15 protein-coding genes are annotated in these 16,970 nt (G+C 69.3%); 5 read left to right on the forward strand and 10 right to left on the reverse strand.

Going from position 1 to position 16,970, the window contains the following annotated elements:
• The 8 genes from AB4112_RS21185 to AB4112_RS21220 all read right to left on the reverse strand — a co-directional run.
• Positions 1–395: ATP-grasp domain-containing protein (locus AB4112_RS21185; RefSeq protein ID WP_441722861.1), on the reverse strand; the 395-nt coding region annotated here is incomplete at its 3' end.
• 61 nt (positions 396–456) lie between these two features.
• Positions 457–2,607 carry an acetate--CoA ligase family protein gene (locus AB4112_RS21190; protein ID WP_309801839.1) on the reverse strand — a complete coding sequence of 717 codons (2,151 nt, stop codon included), beginning with the start codon at positions 2,605–2,607 and terminating at the stop codon, positions 457–459.
• A gap of 271 nt (positions 2,608–2,878) precedes the next feature.
• The gene (frc, locus tag AB4112_RS21195) at positions 2,879–4,108 is read right to left on the reverse strand and encodes a formyl-CoA transferase (RefSeq protein ID WP_309801841.1); all 1,230 of its coding nucleotides are present in this window, start codon (positions 4,106–4,108) and stop codon (positions 2,879–2,881) included.
• A 75-nt stretch (positions 4,109–4,183) separates the two neighbouring features.
• Positions 4,184–5,887, reverse strand: coding sequence for a thiamine pyrophosphate-binding protein (locus AB4112_RS21200; protein ID WP_309801842.1), 1,704 nt, complete (start codon positions 5,885–5,887; stop codon positions 4,184–4,186).
• A gap of 58 nt (positions 5,888–5,945) precedes the next feature.
• Complete coding sequence (locus AB4112_RS21205; RefSeq protein ID WP_441722864.1) at positions 5,946–6,635, reverse strand: GntR family transcriptional regulator; 690 nt, start codon at positions 6,633–6,635, stop codon at positions 5,946–5,948.
• Positions 6,636–7,006: 371 nt separating this feature from the next.
• Positions 7,007–8,404, reverse strand: a complete 1,398-nt coding sequence (locus tag AB4112_RS21210; protein WP_441722866.1) for an NAD(P)(+) transhydrogenase (Re/Si-specific) subunit beta — start codon at positions 8,402–8,404, stop codon at positions 7,007–7,009.
• A gap of 63 nt (positions 8,405–8,467) precedes the next feature.
• Positions 8,468–8,875 (reverse strand): NAD(P) transhydrogenase subunit alpha, encoded by a 408-nt coding sequence (locus tag AB4112_RS21215; RefSeq protein ID WP_441722868.1) that lies wholly within the window; start codon positions 8,873–8,875, stop codon positions 8,468–8,470.
• 14 nt (positions 8,876–8,889) lie between these two features.
• Positions 8,890–10,056, reverse strand: coding sequence for a Re/Si-specific NAD(P)(+) transhydrogenase subunit alpha (locus tag AB4112_RS21220; protein WP_441722870.1), 1,167 nt, complete (start codon positions 10,054–10,056; stop codon positions 8,890–8,892).
• A gap of 218 nt (positions 10,057–10,274) precedes the next feature.
• Between AB4112_RS21220 and AB4112_RS21225 the strand changes: the two genes are divergently transcribed.
• The 5 genes from AB4112_RS21225 (at position 10,275) to AB4112_RS21245 (ending at position 14,704) form a co-directional block, all read left to right on the forward strand.
• Positions 10,275–10,721 carry a hypothetical protein gene (locus AB4112_RS21225; RefSeq protein WP_309801316.1) on the forward strand — a complete coding sequence of 149 codons (447 nt, stop codon included), beginning with the start codon at positions 10,275–10,277 and terminating at the stop codon, positions 10,719–10,721.
• 226 nt (positions 10,722–10,947) lie between these two features.
• On the forward strand, positions 10,948–11,415 hold the full coding sequence (locus AB4112_RS21230) for a hypothetical protein (RefSeq protein ID WP_309801314.1): 468 nt from the start codon (positions 10,948–10,950) through the stop codon (positions 11,413–11,415).
• A 98-nt stretch (positions 11,416–11,513) separates the two neighbouring features.
• Positions 11,514–13,580 carry a DUF4139 domain-containing protein gene (locus AB4112_RS21235; RefSeq protein WP_309801313.1) on the forward strand — a complete coding sequence of 689 codons (2,067 nt, stop codon included), beginning with the start codon at positions 11,514–11,516 and terminating at the stop codon, positions 13,578–13,580.
• A 140-nt stretch (positions 13,581–13,720) separates the two neighbouring features.
• Entirely contained in the window at positions 13,721–13,963 is a 243-nt protein-coding gene (locus AB4112_RS21240; RefSeq protein WP_309801310.1) for a hypothetical protein, read from the forward strand.
• 12 nt (positions 13,964–13,975) lie between these two features.
• The gene (locus AB4112_RS21245) at positions 13,976–14,704 is read left to right on the forward strand and encodes a helix-turn-helix transcriptional regulator (protein ID WP_309801308.1); all 729 of its coding nucleotides are present in this window, start codon (positions 13,976–13,978) and stop codon (positions 14,702–14,704) included.
• A 128-nt stretch (positions 14,705–14,832) separates the two neighbouring features.
• Here the strand turns inward: AB4112_RS21245 and AB4112_RS21250 are convergent, their stop codons facing one another.
• Both AB4112_RS21250 and AB4112_RS21255 read right to left on the reverse strand, forming a co-directional pair.
• Positions 14,833–15,816, reverse strand: a complete 984-nt coding sequence (locus tag AB4112_RS21250; RefSeq protein WP_441722874.1) for an agmatinase family protein — start codon at positions 15,814–15,816, stop codon at positions 14,833–14,835.
• Between the two features lie 29 nt (positions 15,817–15,845).
• Positions 15,846–16,958 carry a branched-chain amino acid ABC transporter substrate-binding protein gene (locus tag AB4112_RS21255; RefSeq protein ID WP_441722876.1) on the reverse strand — a complete coding sequence of 371 codons (1,113 nt, stop codon included), beginning with the start codon at positions 16,956–16,958 and terminating at the stop codon, positions 15,846–15,848.
• Between the last annotated feature and the right edge of the window lie 12 nt (positions 16,959–16,970).

A 16,970-nucleotide genomic window follows, 5' to 3' on the forward strand; every position in this document is an offset into this window, starting at 1 on the left:
GCCGTCACCCGGCCGCTCTTGCGGTCGACCAGCAGCGACAGATACAGCTCACGGGCGATGTCGCAGCCTTCCTCGACATAGACCCGGCCGACCTCCTTGCCCGCCGGCCCGGTCTGCACCGTCACCAGCGTCCGGCCCAGCATCGCCTCGGCCTCGGCCTTCACCGCCTCGACCGACTTCACCACCCGGACGCCGCCCTTGCCCGCCGGATCCTGCTTGAAATGGCCCTTGCCGCGGCCGCCCGCATGGATCTGGGACTTCACGACGTAAACACCGCCGCCGAGACCCTCCGCCACGCGAACCGCCTCCTCCGGCGTGTACGCCACCCCGCCGCGCGGCACCGGGACACCGTACCGTCCCAACAGCGCCTTCGCCTGATATTCGTGGATGTTCATGCCCTGCCCTTCCGCTCGGCCGGCCCCGCCCGAGGACGGGGCCGACCTTCGTCTTGTCAGATCACAGCAGCCCGGCGCCGCGGGCCCAGCGGTACTTCGCGCCCAGCACCGCGACCGGGGTCTCGGTCGAGTACGGGTAGGCGACGATGCCGTGGTCGTAGAGGTACTGCGCCGCCTCCTCGACCTCGACGTCGCCGGCCAGCGAGGCCACGATCGGCTTGTTGATGCCCTTGGCCCGCATCTCGTCCACCACCTCGGTAATCACCTTCGCGAACACCATCGGCGGGGTGATGATGGTGTGCCAGTAGCCGAGGATCAGCGCGTGGATGCGGTCATCCTCCAGCCCCAGCTTGACGGTGTTGCGGTAGGTGGTCGGCGGTTCGCCGCCGGTGATGTCGACCGGGTTGCCGGCGGCACCGAAGGGCGGGATGAACTTGCGGAAGGCGGCGTCGAGATCCGCCGGCATCGCCATCAGCGACAGGTCGTTGTCGACGCAGGCGTCGGACAGCAGCACGCCCGAGCCGCCGGCGCCGGTGATGATGACCACGTTCTCGCCCTTCGGCGTCGGCAGCACCGGGATGCCCCGGGCGAACTGCAGCAGGTCCTGCAGGCTCTTCGCCCGGATCACGCCGGACTGGCGCAGCACGTCGTCATAGACCTTGTCGTTGCCGGCGAGCGCGCCGGTGTGCGAGCTGGCCGCCCGCGCCCCGAGCGAGGTGCGCCCGGCCTTCAACACCACCACCGGCTTCTTCTTCGACACCACCTTGGCGACGTCGGCGAAGGCCCGGCCGTCCTTCAGGTCCTCCAGGTGCATGGCGATGACGTCGGTCGCATCGTCCTGCTCGAAGAAGGTCAGCAGGTCGTCCTCGTCGATGTCGGACTTGTTGCCCAGGCCGACGATCGCCGAGACGCCCATCTTGGTCGACCGGCTGAAGCCGATGATCGCCATGCCGATGCCGCCCGACTGGGACGACAGGGCCGCGCGGCCCTTGACGTCGAACGGCGTGCAGAAGGTCGCGCACAGGTTCTTCGGCGTGTAGTAGAAGCCGTAGATGTTCGGGCCCATCAGCCGGACGTCGTATTTGCGGCCGATGGCGACGATCTCTTCCTGCGCCTCATGGTCGCCGGTCTCGGCGAAGCCGGAGGGGATCAGGATCGCGCCGGAGATCTTCTTCTCGCCGACCTCGGTCAGCGCCTGGGGCACGAATTTGGCCGGGATGGCGAAGACCGCGATGTCGATGGCGCCGGGCACATCCTTGACGCTCTTGTAGGCCTTCAGCCCCAGGATCTCGTCGGCCTTGGGGTGGATCGGGTAGATCGCGCCCTTGTAGCCGCCGTTGATCAGGTTCTTCATCACCGAATTGCCGATCTTGCCGTCCTCGGCCGAGGCGCCGATCACCGCGACCGCGTCGGGCCGCATGATCCGGTTCATCTTGGCCAGGATCTCGTCGCTCGACGGCCGCGGCCGGGCCTCCTTCGGCTCGAAGTCGACGACGACGCGGACATCGGCGGCGATGGCGCCGTCGGTGCGGGCGAACACCGGGTTGAGGTCGAGCTCGACGATCTCCGGCACCGCATCCACCAGCTGCGAGACCTTGACGATCAGGTCGGACAGCGCCTCGCGGTCGACCGGCGCCGCGCCGCGCACGCCCTTCAGGATCGCGGCGGCCTGGATGCCGTCGAGCATCGACAGCGCCTCGGTGCGGTCGACCGGGGCGAGGCGGAAGGTGATGTCCTTCAGCACCTCGACCAGCACGCCGCCGAGGCCGAAGGCGACCAGCTTGCCGAAGCTCGGGTCGGTGACCGCGCCGACGATCACCTCCTGCCCGCCGACCAGCATCTGCTGGACCTGGACGCCGAGGATCTCGGCCTTCGAATCGTAGCGGCCGGCGCTCTCGACGATGCGCTTGAAGCCGGCGCGGACGTCGTCGGCGGTCTTGACCCCGACCAGCACGCCGCCGGCCTCGGTCTTGTGCAGGATCTGCGGCGACACGATCTTGAGCACGACCGGGAAGCCGATCGCCTGGGCCTGGGCGGCGGCCTCGTCGGCGGTGGTCGCCAGCGCCTCCTTCGGGATCGGAATGCGCCAGGCTTCGCACAGCTCGCGCGCCTCGGGCGCGGTCAGGCTGGTGCGCCCCTCGCGCTTGACGACTTCCAGGATGCTGCGGGCGATCGTCCTGGCATCGTCCAGGACGTCAACATGGCCATTCATGGCGGTCCTCGCTCAGCAAAGGATGTGGGGGAGGACCGGACCCACCTGAGGCTGCCCGGTCGGGTGTCGAAATCGGTTCAGGTCGACGGCAGCGCCGTCGGATCAATCGGTCGTTTCTCGTAGTGCCTCTCCCGCTTGCGGGAGAGGTCGGAGACGCGAAGCGGCTCCGGGTGAGGGGATTTTGTCGAGGCCTGGGCCAGCCCTCACCCGGTCGTCCTGCGGACGCCCGACCTCTCCCGCCAGGCGGGAGAGGTCACGCAATAGGCCTTCCTCAAATCGCGCCGGCGGTGCGCATCGCGGCGATAGCGTCGGCGTCGAAGCCGACCGAGGCCAGGATCTCCTCGGTGTGCTCGCCCAGCAGCGGCGAGCGTTCGACCGGCACGTCGTTGTCGGACAGGCGGATCGGCGAGGCGACCTGGATGTAGTTGCCGCGCTCCGGGTGCGGCACCTCGACCAGCATGCCGCGGTCGTACATCGAGCGGTCGTCGATCAGGTCCTTCATGCTCAGGATCGGGCCGCAGGGCACGTCGATCTCGTTCAGCGCCTGCATCACCTCGATCTTGCTGCGCCGGCTGGTCCAGGCCTGGATGATGCCGAAGCAATCCGGCAGATGGCTCAGCCGCGCCTCCGGCGTGGCATAGGCCGGATCCTCGATCAGCTCCTCGCGGCCGACCAGGCGCATCAGCGGCGCCCAGCCCTGCGGCTGGATGATGACATAGGCGTAGTCGTTCTCGCCGCCGGGGGCGCAAACCAGCGCCTGGCCGGGCTGGCCGCCGCCGGACGCGTTGCCGGAGCGCGGCACGGCCTCGCCGAACTCGGCATTCGGATATTCCCGCAAGGGGCCGTGGCCGAGGCGCTGCTGGTCGCGCATCTTGACCCGGACAAGGTTGAGGACGCAGTCCTGCATCGCCACCTCGACCCGCTGGCCCTTGCCGGTCTGGGTCCGCTGCAGCAGCGCCGCCAGCACGCCGGCGACCAGGTGCATGCCGGTGCCGCTGTCGCCGATCTGCGCGCCGGTCGAGGTCGGCGGGCCGTCGAGCCAGCCGGTGGTGCTCATCGACCCGCCCATCGCCTGGGCCACCGTCTCATAGGCCTTGCAGTCGACATAGGGGCCGGGGCCGAAGCCCTTGACCGAGGCGTAGATCACCCGCGGGTTGATCTCCTGGATCCGCTCCCACGGAAATCCCTGCCGGTCGAGCACGCCGGGGCCGAAATTCTCGATCAGCACGTCGGACTGCTCGAGCAGCTTGATGAAGGCATCCTGGCCCTGCGGCGACTTCATGTTGATGGTGATGCTGCGCTTGTTGCTGTTCAGCATCGTGAAATAGAGGCTGTCGACATTCGACTTGTCGCGCAGCTGCGAGCGGGTGATGTCGCCGCGTCCCGGCATCTCGACCTTGATCACATCGGCCCCGAACCACGCCAGGATCTGCGTCGCCGAGGGTCCCGACTGCACGTGGGTCATGTCGAGAACGCGCACCCCATCCAGGGCCTTACCCATGGTCTCTCTCCCGTGTTTCTTGGCGGCGAAGGGGCGGACGCGGGCGGACTTGAATGGCCCGCGCCCGCGACCCGGCTACTTGTACATGGTCTGGTTCATGGTCCCCGGGGCGTAGGCGTCGGGGTCGATCCACACATTGATCAGCGACGGCTTGCCCGATTCCCGGGCGCGTTCCAGCGCCGGGCGGATCTGGCTGGCCTCATGGACCTCCTCGCCATAGCCGCCCAGCATCTGGGCGAATTTGGAGTATTGGACGTCGCCGAGCTTGTTGCCGACATTGCCCTTCTCCGGCCCGTATTTCTGGATCTGGCCGTAGCGGATCTGGTTCATGTGCGAGTTGTTGCCGACCACGCCGATGAAGGGCAGGTCGAACCGCACCATGGTCTCGAAGTCCCAGCCGGTCAGGCTGAAGGTGCCGTCGCCGAACAGGCAGAGCACCTCCTTCTCCGGCTGCGCCACCTTCGACGCCATGGCGAAGGGCACACCGACGCCGAGGGTGCCGAGGGGGCCCGGATCCATCCAATGGCCCGGGGCGCGCGGCTTGACCACGCCGCCGGAGAAGGTGACGACGTCGCCGCCGTCGCCGATATAGACGGTGTTCTCGGTCAGGAACTCGTTCAGCTCATAGGCTAGGCGCAGCGGGTGGATCGGCGAGGCGTCGGAGCGCAGCTTCGGCAGCCGCGCCGCCTCCATCTTCGCCTCCTCGACCCGCAGCTCCTCGAGCCAGCTCTCGCGGCCCTTGGCGCCGTTGTCGACCCGGCCGGAGGTGGCCTGGGTGACCGCGGCGAAGATGGCGCCGCAATCGCCGACCAGGCCGAGCGAGACGTCGCGGTTCTTGCCGACGGTGCGGTAGTCGAGGTCGATCTGCACCACCGTGGCGTTGCGGCCGAGGCGCTTGCCGTAGCCCATGCGGAAGTCGAAGGGCGTGCCGACGATCAGGATCACGTCGGCGTTGTCGAAGGCGTAGCGCCGGGTCTGCTGGAAGTGGTGCGGGTCGCCCGGCGGCAGGGTGCCGCGGCCAGCACCGTTCATGAAGGCCGGGATGTTGAGGGTGCGGACGAAGTTGATCGCGTCCTCGGCCGCCCGGCAGGTCCAGACCTGCTGGCCCAGCAGCACGCAGGGCTTCTTGGCGTGGACCAGGATGTCGGCCAGCTTCTCGATGTCGCGCGGGTCGCCGATGCTCTTGGTTGACCAGCGGTACTGGCCGGCCTTCGGGAACACCGCCTTCTTGACCGGGACATGGCCGTCGAGGATGTCGCGGCCGATCTCGAGATAGACCGGGCCGGGGGCGCCGGCGAAGGCCTCGCGGAAGGCCATCGAGCACATGTCGGCGACACGCTCGGTGGTCACCACATTGGCGGCGAACTTGGTGATCGACCGCATCATGTCGACATGCGGCAGGTCCTGCAGCGACCCCATCTTGTGCTGGTCGAGCGCGCCCTGGCCGCCGATCAGCAGGAACGGGCTCTCGGCGCGGAAGGCGTTGGCGACGCCGGTGATGGCGTCGGTGGTGCCGGGGCCGGCGGTGACCACGGCGCAGCCGGGCTTGCCGGTGACGCGGGCATAGCCGTCGGCGGCATGGGCCGCGACCTGCTCGTGCCGGACATCGATGATGCGGATGCCCTCGTCCAGGCAGCCATCATAGATGTCGATGATATGGCCACCGCACAGGGTGAAGATGGTATCGATCCCCTCGGCCTTGAGGGCCTTGGCCACGAGGTGCCCGCCGGAGATGACCTCCTCCGTCGTGGCGGCTTCCTTCACTGCAGTATCGGGCATTTGAGCCTGCTCCCTTCACCAGCCTTAGGATGCGCGGTGCCTTTTGGCCCCGGCGCGGTCATTCTAAGCCGTGTCCGTGCCGCTCGATCGACCGCGACAGGTCGAGGGCATGATTTCGGACCAGCGTCTCGGCAAGATCCCCGTCGCGCCGCGCCAGCGCCTCGACGATGGTGGCGTGGTCCGCCACCGACCGCTCGGCCCGCTCCGGCCGCCCGATCAGGGTCCAGCGGATGGCGCGGATGTGCAGGAACAGGGTCTCGGTCATCTCGGTGATCAGGGCGCAGCCGCCGAGGCGGATCAGCGCCTGATGGAAATCGATGTTGGCCGCCGCGAAGCGGTCGGGTGACTCGGCGTCGGCCGCCTGGCCCGCGATCATCGCCCGCAGGCCCTGGATCTCGGCCGTCGTGGCCTGGCCGGCGGCGAGCCGGGCGGCCATGCCCTCCAACGCGGCCCAGACGATGATCAGCTCGCGGATCTCGTCCTTGGTCTTGCGGACCACGAACACCCCGCGCCGCGGCATCGACCGGACCAGGCCCTCCTGCTCCAGCAGCGCGATCGCCTCGCGCACCGGCGTCCGGCTGATGCCGAGCGCCTCGCACAGCTGCCGCTCGTCGATCCGGATCGGGCGGCTGTGGCCGTAGATGTTCATGCGCACGATGGCGTCACGCAGGGCCTGATAGGCCTTGGCCTTGTAGCTGGCCTTCTCGGCCAGCGGCGCGACATCGAGCGTCACCCCATCCACCAGCATGCGTTCCGTCCCAGATCGTGCGACCGGCCTTGAGGCTCTTTGGTCGACTGAATTTAGAATTTTGTATACCAGAAGAATCGGTCCGGCAAGACGAGAAAGACGATGCGAACTTCTTTTTGATGACCGGTTCGCGGAATTTTATGTTGCAACGCAAAAAATGGCCGTGCCACGCGGTGACACGGCCCAGTCGGGAGGAAACGGTTTGCGGCGTCAGGCGCCGAATGGGTTGCCTTGCTTCTGCCCTGTCCCCTTCCTGTCATTGCCCGGCTTGACCGGGCAATCCAGGGGCCACGGAGAACCGCTCTGGCTGCCCCTGGATGCCACGGTCGAGCCCTGGCATGACAGGAATGGAATGAGGCGGCGGCCTTGCGTCAGGCGGCGAGGGACTTGGCGATGTCCTCGCACATCTTCTTGGCGTCGCCGAACAGCATCAGGGTGTTGTCGCGGAAGAACAGCTCGTTCTCGACGCCGGCATAGCCCGACGCCATCGAGCGTTTGACGAACAAGACCGTCTTGGCGTTCTCCACATCCAGGATCGGCATCCCGTAGATCGGGCTCGCCGGGTCCGTCTTCGCCGCCGGGTTGGTCACGTCGTTCGCCCCGATCACGAACGCCACATCCGCCTGCGCGAAGTCCCGGTTGATCTCCTCGAGCTCGAACACCTCGTCGTAGGGCACATTGGCCTCCGCCAGCAGCACGTTCATGTGCCCCGGCATCCGGCCCGCCACCGGGTGGATCGCGTAGCGCACCTCCACCCCCTCCTTCTTCARSAGGTCCGACATCTCCCGCAGCGCGTGCTGCGCCTGCGCCACCGCCATGCCGTAGCCCGGCACGATGATCACCGACCGCGCATTCTTCATCACGAAGGACGCGTCCTCCGCCGACCCCTGCTTCACCGCGCGGTCGCCCGCCGGACCCGCGGCGGATGCCCCTGCCGCATCGCCGCCGAACCCGCCCAGGATCACGTTGATGATCGAGCGGTTCATCCCCTTGCACATGATGTAGCTGAGGATCGCGCCCGACGAGCCCACCAGCGCACCGGTGATGATCAASAGGTTGTTCTGCAGCGTGAAGCCGATGCCCGCCGCCGCCCAGCCGGAATAGCTGTTCAGCATCGACACCACCACCGGCATGTCCGCCCCGCCGATCGGCAGGATCAAGAGGAAGCCCAGGGCCAGCGCCACCAGGATCAAGAGCGCGAACGCCGCGCCGGACTGGCCGACGCACATCCACACGATCAGCAGCACGATCAGGAYGCCCAGCGCCGCGTTGATCGGGTGCTGCAGCGGGAACACCAGCGGCTTGCCCGTCACCAGMCCCTGCAGCTTCGCGAACGCCACCAGCGACCCGGTGAAGGTGATCGCSCCGATCGCCGCCCCCAGCGACATCTCGATCAGGCTGCCGACATGGATCGCGCCCTTGGTCCCGATCGCATACGCTTCGGGGTCGAGGAACGCCGCCGCCGCCACGCACACCGCCGCCAGRCCCACCARGCTGTGGAACGCCGCCACCAGCTGCGGCARSGCCGTCATCTTGATCCGCTGCGCCACCACRTASCCGATGCCGCCGCCGATCGCGATCGCCGGCACGATCAGCCAGTAGTTCCGAACCTGCGGCAGCAGGATCAGCGTCGTCGCCACCGCGATCGCCATCCCCACCATGCCGTACAGGTTCCCCACACGGCTCGTCACCGGGCTCGACAGGCCCCGCAGCGCCATGATGAAGCAGATCGCCGCCACCAGATAGGCCAGCACCGCCAGGCTCGTCATGCCTCTATCCCCTCAGTCTCGGAGGCCGTCTCAGGGCCGATGTCTCTGGATGGCCTGACGGCCCTAAGCTTTCTTCCGGTACATCGCCAGCATCCGCCGCGTCACCAGGAAGCCCCCGAAGATGTTCACCGACGCCAGCAGCACCGCCAGCGCCCCCAGCAGGCTCGACGCCCCGATCACCGCGGGGCCCGCCGCGATCAGCGCCCCCACCACGATCACCGACGAGATCGCGTTGGTCACGCTCATCAGGGGCGAATGCAGCGCCGGCGTCACCCGCCACACCACGTAGTAGCCGACGAAGCACGCCAGCGCGAACACCGTCAGACCGGTCAGGAAGAACCCTTGGCCCTCCGCCGGAACGCTGGCCGCCGCCGCATGCGCCTGTGCCGCCAGGGCCTGCGCCTGGTCCGACAGCGCCCGTGCCGCCGTCGCCAAGCCTTCCGCGCCTTGCGCGATCCCGTCCGCCGCCATGATCCCGCTCTCCCTTACGCCGCCTGCTCGGCGCTGCCGCCGAAGCCCGGATGCACCACCCGGCCCCCCGAGGTCAGCCGCGTCGCCGTCACGATCGCATCCGTCCCGTCCACCTTCAGCGCCTTGCTCTCCTTGTCGACCAGCGGCGTCAGGAACGCCACCAGGTTGCGGGCGTACAGCGCCGACGCATCCGTCGCGATCCGCCCCGGCACGTTCCGGTGCCCGACGATGGTCACGCCCTGGTCCTCGACGACCTCGCCCGGCCGGGTCAGGGCGCAGTTGCCGCCCCGCTCCGCCGCCAGGTCCACGATCACCGAGCCCGGCTTCATCGACCGCACCATCGCCTCGTCCACCAGGACCGGCGCCTTGCGCCCCGGGATCAGCGCGGTGCAGATCACGATGTCCTGCTTCTTCACCGTCTCCGCGATCAGCGCCGCCTGCTTCGCCCGGTATTCCGCCGACATCTCCTTGGCGTAGCCGCCCGCCGTCTCGGCCGCCTTGAACTCCTCGTCCTCCACCGCCACGAAGCTGGCGCCGAGCGACTGCACCTGTTCCTTCGCCGCCGGACGCACATCGGTCGCCGACACCACCGCCCCCAGCCGACGCGCCGTCGCGATCGCCTGCAGGCCGGCCACGCCCGCGCCCATCACCAGCACCCGCGCCGGCGGCACCGTGCCCGCCGCCGTCATCATCATCGGGAACGCACGCCCGAACACCGACGCCGCCTCCAGCACCGCCCGATACCCCGCCAGGTTCGCCTGGCTCGACAGCACGTCCATCGACTGCGCCCGCGTGATCCGCGGCACCAGCTCCAAGGCAAAGCTCTCGATCCCGCCCGCGGCATAGGCCGTCAGGCTCTCCGCGTCGTCATAGGGCTCCAGGATGCCGATCAGCGTCGCGCCGCGCGGGATCAGCGACAGCTCGTCCAGCTCGCCCTCCCCCGCCCGCAACGGACGCCGCACCTTCAGCACCACATCCGCGCCCGCCAGCGCCGCCGCCGCGTCCGGCACCACCTCGGCCCCCGCCGACCGGTACGCCTCGTCCGTCACCGCACTGCCCAGCCCCGCGCCCGACTCCACCACCACCGTAGCGCCCAGGCCCACCAGCTTCTTCACGCTGTCCGCCGTCGCCGCCACACGGCGCTCCCCATCCCGCCGCTCCCGCAACACACCTATCCGCATGGATCGTTCTCCCTTCGCGTTCCCGGCGATGGATCCGCAAGTTTTTCCCCGCGGCGACGCAACGAGCGACCATGCAACAGGCCGTGCCCACTGGCAACGATCCTTCCACCTGAAACAGAGGAACCGAAAGCGGGGATTGCCCATTGGGTCATCACACGCCGTCTCGCTTTGAGTGATCGGGGTTGGACGTCGCGCAGAAACGGTCTGGAGGACTCTCCGTGTCGACCTTCTTGCGTACCCTCGCCCTCACCGCCATCGCCGTCGGCGCCATCGCCTGCGTGCCCCAGGATGGCGGCTACAACGGCAACTCCGGTTACGGCAATGGCGGTGGCTATCAAACCAGCCAGCGCGATCGCAACGCCAATTCCTGCCGCCGCGCCAACAACGGCGAATGCGACGAAGGCCGCTATGGCGGCTCGAACCGATGCGACGACGGCACTGACACCAATGACTGCCAGCGCTATGCCGGTCGCAATCAGGATCAAGACCGCGGCAACAGCTGCCGCCGGGCCTTCAACGGGGTCTGCGACGAAGGCCAGTACGGCGGCACCAACAAATGCGACGACGGCACCGACACCGCCGATTGTCGCGGTGGACAGCAGGGTGGCTACAGCCGCCGCAACAACAATGATGACCAGCCGTTCGGCGGCCTGTTCGGCAATTAGCCGGATCCTGTCTCCACCCGCCGCCGGCCACGCCGGCCGCAGAGTTGGTCCAGCGACGGCAGGGGGCGGTATCGGCGAGCCGCCGGCCGCCGCCTCCGCGAGAGGTGCTGTCCGCGATCCTTCCATCTGAAACAACGGAACCCGGACGGGGGGTTGTGCCTTGAGTCCGCACCGCCGCCCTGCAAAGGATCGCGGCCGGACAGAAACGCCTTCGAGGAACCACCCCTTGTCCACCTTCCTGCGCACCCTCGTCCTCACCGCCGCCGCAGTCGGCGCCATCGCCTGCGTGCCGCAGGACGGGTATTACGGCAATGGCGGCGGCTACGCCGACAGCGGCTATTACGATGGCAGCAACTATCGCGACGGCGGCTACACCCGGATCGACGACCGCTATCGCGGCGACCGCAACGACCGCAGCAACAGCTGCCGCCGCGCCTATAACGGGGTCTGCGACGAGGGCCGCTACGGCGGCACCAACAAATGCGACGACGGCACCGACACCGCCGATTGCCGCGGCTATTCCAGCCGGGACCGCGACCACGGCCCGAACAGCTGCCGCCGCGCCTATAACGGCGTCTGCGACGAAGGCCGCTACGGCGGCACCAACCGCTGCACCGACGGCACCGACACGGCCGATTGCAGCCGCGGCGGGGGCCGGCGCAACAACAACAACAATGGCTGGCCGTTCGACTGAACCGGCACCTTTCCGCCACGCTTGGCGACAGATGGCCGCGGCTTCGCCACGATCGCCCCCCATGGTCGGGCCACGTGACCGACCATGAGGGGACTTGCATGACACCGATCCGCCTTGCCCTGCCTGCGGCTGCCGCGGCCGTGGCGATGCTGGCCGTTCCCGCCTTCGCCGCCGATTCGCTGGCGCTGAAGCGCGTGCTGCTGTCGACCGGCGGCGTCGGCTATTTCGAATACGAGGCCAAGGTCAGCGGCAACGAGACGCTGGACCTCGCCGTGCCGCTCGACCAGGTCGACGACGTGATGAAAAGCATCGTCGTCTATGACGACAAGGGCGGGGTCGGCGAGATCAGCCTGCCCGGGCGCGAGCCGCTGGCCGCCGCCTTCCGCGAGATGCCGTTCGGCCCCGAGGCGCTGTCCTCACCGGCCGACCTGCTGAACGCGCTGCGCGGCGCCGAGGTCAAGGTCGAGGGTGCCCGCGCCGTCGACGGCCGCATCCTGTCGGTGGTGGAGGAGAAGTCGGCGACCAAGGACGGCGCCGAGATCACCCGCCACCGGGTCAGCCTGATGACCGCGGGCGGCGTGCGCCAGTTCATCCTGGAGGAGGCCGACGGGCTGCAATTCGCCGACCCGGCGCTGCAGGCCAAGCTGGATGCCGCCCTGGCCGCCCTGGCCCGGGATTCGGCCAAGGACCGGCGCACCTTCGCCATCCGCTCGACCGGCAGCGGCGACCGCACGCTGCGCGTCGGCTATGTCGTCGGCGCGCCCTTGTGGAAGACCAGCTACCGCCTGACCCTGGCCGCCGACCCGAAGGCGGACAAGGCCGCCCTGCAGGGCTGGGCGGTGCTGGAGAACATGAGCGGCACCGATTGGGAGGGCGTCGACCTGACCGTGGTGTCCGGCAACCCCGTCACCTTCCGCCAGGCGCTGTACCAGAGCTACTACGTCTCCCGCCCCGACGTGCCGGTCGAGGTGCTGGGCCGGGTGCTGCCGCCAGTCGACGAGCGGGCCCGCGACCTCGACAGCAAATCCCTCGGCAACGGCGCCGCTGAGATCGCGCCCGCGCCGCCGCCCGCGCCGATGATGATGATGCAGCGGGCGACGGCCACGCCGGTCGGTGGTGCGGATGGATATGCGGACCAGGTCGTGGACGCGCCCCGGCAATACGCCCAGCTGACCGCGGCCGAGTCGGGCGAGAGCGCGACCCAGGTCACCTTCCACCTGCCCGAGCCGGTGACCGTTGCCGCCGGCCATTCGCTGCTGGTGCCGATCGTCAACCGCGAGATCCCGGCCAACCGGGTCGACCTGTACCTGCCGGACACCGAGCCGAAGCATCCGCTGGCTTCGGTCGACCTCAAGAACGACGGCGAGACCGGCCTGCCCCCGGGCGTGCTGACGCTGTACGAACGCGGCGCGCAGGGCGTGGTCACCTATGTCGGCGACGCCCGGCTGGGCGCGCTGCCGACCGGCGAGAACCGGCTGGTCAGCTTCGCCGTCGACCAGAAGGTGATGGTCGATCGCGAGGACAAGCGCGACGACACGCTGGCCCGGGCCCGCATCGTCGACGGCGTGCTGGAGATCACCACCACCCAGCGCAGCACCACCACCTACGCCGTCACCGGCGCCGCCGGCGAGGACCGCACGGTGCTGCTGGAGACGCCGCGCTTCGAGGGCTGGACCCTGACCGAGCCGGACAAGGGCAAGGTCGAGATCGTCGGCGGCCAGTACCGCATCCGCCGCACCGTGGCGGCCGGCAAGACCGAGACGGTGACGGTGACGCAGGAACAGCCCTCGGCCCAGACCATCGACCTGAGCGCCGATGCCGACGACCAGATCGGCTATTGGGCCTCGGCCACCACGGTTCCGGACAAGGTGCGCAAGGCGCTGTCGGGCCTGGCCGGGCAGCTGGCCACCATCCACGACCACGAGGCCGAGGCGGAGCGGCTGGAGCAGCGCCAGTCCGAGATCGGCGAGGAGCAGGCGCGGCTGCGCGACAACCTCGGCGCCGTGCCGAAGGACAGCGACCTGTTCCAGCGCTACATCGGCAAGCTGAACGACAGCGAGAGCGAGCTGGAGAAGACCGGCGCCGACCTGGCCAAGGCACGCAAGGCGATCGACGACTCCCGGGCCACCTTCCGCCAGGCGGTGCGCAAGCTCAGCGTGTCGTGATCCAGGTCTGATGCAGGATGGGGCGTCGCCGCCCCATCCCTTTTTTGGTGAATCCCTCCTGACACCATGTTGTCAGGAGGGGTAGCGTATTGTTCTGCCATCGACGCTGCGCAGCGTGGGTCGGCAGAGGAGTGGAAGCGATGGCATTCGTGACCGAATTGGTGTTCTTTCGCGCCCGGCCCGGCATGGCGGTCGAGACCGTGAGCGCGGATGCCGCGCCGGACTCCTGCGTCAGCATCGCGGGTGGGTTCGGCGACATCATCCGCTGGCGCGACCGGGCCGGCGCCCGGATCGCCGCCGGGGCGGCCAACGTGTGGCCCTGCGACCGCCAAGCGGTGATCGAAGACCCGCCGGCCTGCCCCCCGCTCTGCCGCTCCGCCTGACCGTCCCCGCCGATGCGCCGCGCCGACCGCCTGATCCAGATCCTGCTGCTGATGCGGGGCCGCGCCCTGGTCACCGCGCTGCAGCTGGCCGAGGCGCTGGAGGTGTCGGAGCGCACGATCTATCGCGACATGGCCGACCTGCTGGCCAGCGGCACGCCGATCGACGGCGAGGCCGGCGTCGGCTACCGGCTGCGCCGTGGCTTCACTCCGCCGGCGGTGCAGTTCACCGCCGAGGAGCTGCTGGCGCTGAGCCTGGGCGCCCGCATGGTCGGGGCCTGGACCGACCCGGCCCTGGCCCGCGCCGCCGCCTCGGCCGCCCGCAAGATCTCCGGCGTGCTGCCGGAGGCCAGCGCCGCCTCGCTCGACGAGGCGCCGATGCACGCGCCCAGCCAGCGGCCCTATCCGGTGGAGCTGCTGGAGCCGTTCCGCACCGCGATCGCCGAGCGCTGGAAGATGCGGCTGCACTACAGCGCGCCCGACGCGACCAGCGAGCGGATCATCCATCCGCTGGGCCTGTTCTTCTGGGGCAATCGCTGGACCGCCACCGGCTGGTGTGAGCTGCGCCAGGACTTCCGCAGCTTCCGCCTCGACCGGATCGAGACGATGGAGCAGCTGGAGGAGCGGTTCCAGCCGGTCTCCGGCCGCACCCTGGCCGACTATCTCAGCCGGGTGCGCGACGAGCGGATGCACCAGGAAACCACGGCGGAACCGAAGCTGCGGAGCCCCCGTTCCGGTGCTTAGAGGCCGCCGGCGACGGCGGCCGCCGAACCACCGGAGATGGCCCCGTGAGATACATCCTGCTCTGGCTGCTCGGGATCCCGATCCCCCTGCTCATCGTCATCTGGCTGCTGTTTCACTGAACCAGAGCGTCAGCCGGGCCGGCCGGCCAGCCCGAACAGGACGTTGAGCACCAGGGCGGCGCCGGTGCGGCCGGTGATGTCGTCATGGTCGAAGGGCGGCGCGATCTCGACCAGGTCGAAGCCGACCGTCTTCGGATGGCTGCCGATCCGGCGCAGCGCATCCTGCACGTCGCGCGCGTCCAGCCCGCCGGGGTTGGGCGCCGCGGTGCCGGGCGCCTGGCTCTGGTCGATGCAGTCGATGTCGACCGAGACGTAGAGCGCGTCGACCCCATCGGTCGCCAGGGCCAGCGCCTGCTCCACCACCTCGGCCATGCCGCGGCGCCGGACCTCGAGCGCCGGGATCACCGTCACCCCCTGCTCCGCCGCATAGCCGGCGAGCTGGGGCGAGTTGGCGAATTCCGCCATGCCGATCTGCACCAGGTTGCGCCCGGACAGGGCGCCGTCCAGCAGTTCCAGCGACTTGCGGAACGGCACGCCGCTGGATTCGGCGCCGAGATGCGCCTTGCGCAGATCGTGATGGGCGTCGAAATGGATCACGCCCAGCCGCTTGCCGGCCCCCAGCCCCTGCACCACGCCGCGGATGATCGGGAAGGAGATCGAATGGTCGCCGCCGATCGACACCGGCACGATGCCGCGGCCGACCAGCGCCGCGATCGCCGTGGTGATCCGGTCGTGGCTGCCCGGCAGGTCGGTGATGACGGTGGCGACGTCGCCGACATCGGCGGCGCGGAACCCGGTCATCGCCCGGCCGTCGCCGCTGCTGTAGGTGGTGTAGTACATCATCGACCGGCGCACGGCGTCCGGCCCGTGGCGCGAGCCGGTGCGGACCACCGAGGCGCCGTCGAACGGGATGCCCAGCAGCGCCGCCTGCAGCCCGTCCCAGCGCCCGTCCCACTCCAGCCAGCTGCCGGCGCGGTGCTCGGCCGGGTCGCCCTTCATGGTGTTGACCACGAGGCCGGGCGGCATCAGGCCGGGATCGATCGGTGCGGACATGGACAAGCTCCGGTTTCGGGAAGGGCCGGTCAGTTCAGCTCGGCATAGGTGCCGTCGCGCCACGCGTACATGACGTAGGACGGGTCGATGACGTCGCCCTTGACGTCGAAGCGGATGGTGCCGATCACGGTGTCGAACGGCCTGCCGCTGCGCAGCCCCTTGACGATCGCGGCCGGGTCGGCGCCGCCCGCGGTCTCGGCGGCCTGGGCCAGCACCTGGAAGGCGGCATAGCTGTAGAGGGCGAAACCATCCGGGCTCTTGCCCCGTGCCTTCAGCGCCTCGACGACAGCCTTGCCGGCGGGGTTGCTGCGCGGGTCGGGCGGATGGGTCATCAGCGTGCCGGCGGCGGCATCGCCGGCGATCGCCCAGAAGTCGTCGGCCAGGATGCCGTCGCTGGCGACAAAGACGGCAGTCAGCCCCTGCTCGCGCGCCTGCCGGATCAGCAGCCCGGCCTCGGTCTGGTAGCCGCCGTAATACACCGCCTCGACGCCCGCGTTCTTCAGCTTGCTGACGACGGCGGAAAAGTCGCGCTCGCCCTGGTTGATGCTCTCCGACACCACGGCCTGCAGCCCGGCGGCGGCCATCGCCTTCTGCGTCTCCTCGGCCACGCCGGTGCCGAAGGCGGAGCGGTCATGGACGATCGCGACTTTCTTGAAATGCGCCGCGAGGTAGCGGCCGGAGACCGCGCCCTGGGCGTCGTCGCGGCCGCAGACCCGGAAGATTTCCTGCCAGCCCTTGGCCGCCGCGTCGTCGGTCAGCGCTGGGTTGGTCGAGGCCGGGGTGATCATCGGGATGCCGCTGTCGTGATAGACCGCGGCGGCCGGGATCGAGGATGACGAGCAGAAATGCCCGACCACCGCCGCCACGTCGCGGCCGGCAAGGTCGTTGGCGACGCTGACCGCCTGGCGCGGATCGCACTGGTCGTCGCCGAGTTCGAGCGTGACATGGCGGCCGAGGATGCCGCCCTTGGCGTTGAGGTCCGCCACCGCCAGCTCGGCGCCGCTGGCCATCTGTTCGCCGAACGAGGCCTCAGGCCCGGTGAAGGGCCCCGCCGCGCCCAGCCGCAGCTCCGCCGCCGACAGGCTGGCCCCGGTCGACAGGGTGGCCGCCAGGACGATCCCGGCGGCTGCCATCTTTCGCATCGCGCATCCCAT

The organism is Inquilinus sp. 2KB_23 (assembly GCF_052115705.1).
In the GTDB taxonomy this organism is placed as follows: domain Bacteria; phylum Pseudomonadota; class Alphaproteobacteria; order DSM-16000; family Inquilinaceae; genus Inquilinus; species Inquilinus ginsengisoli_A.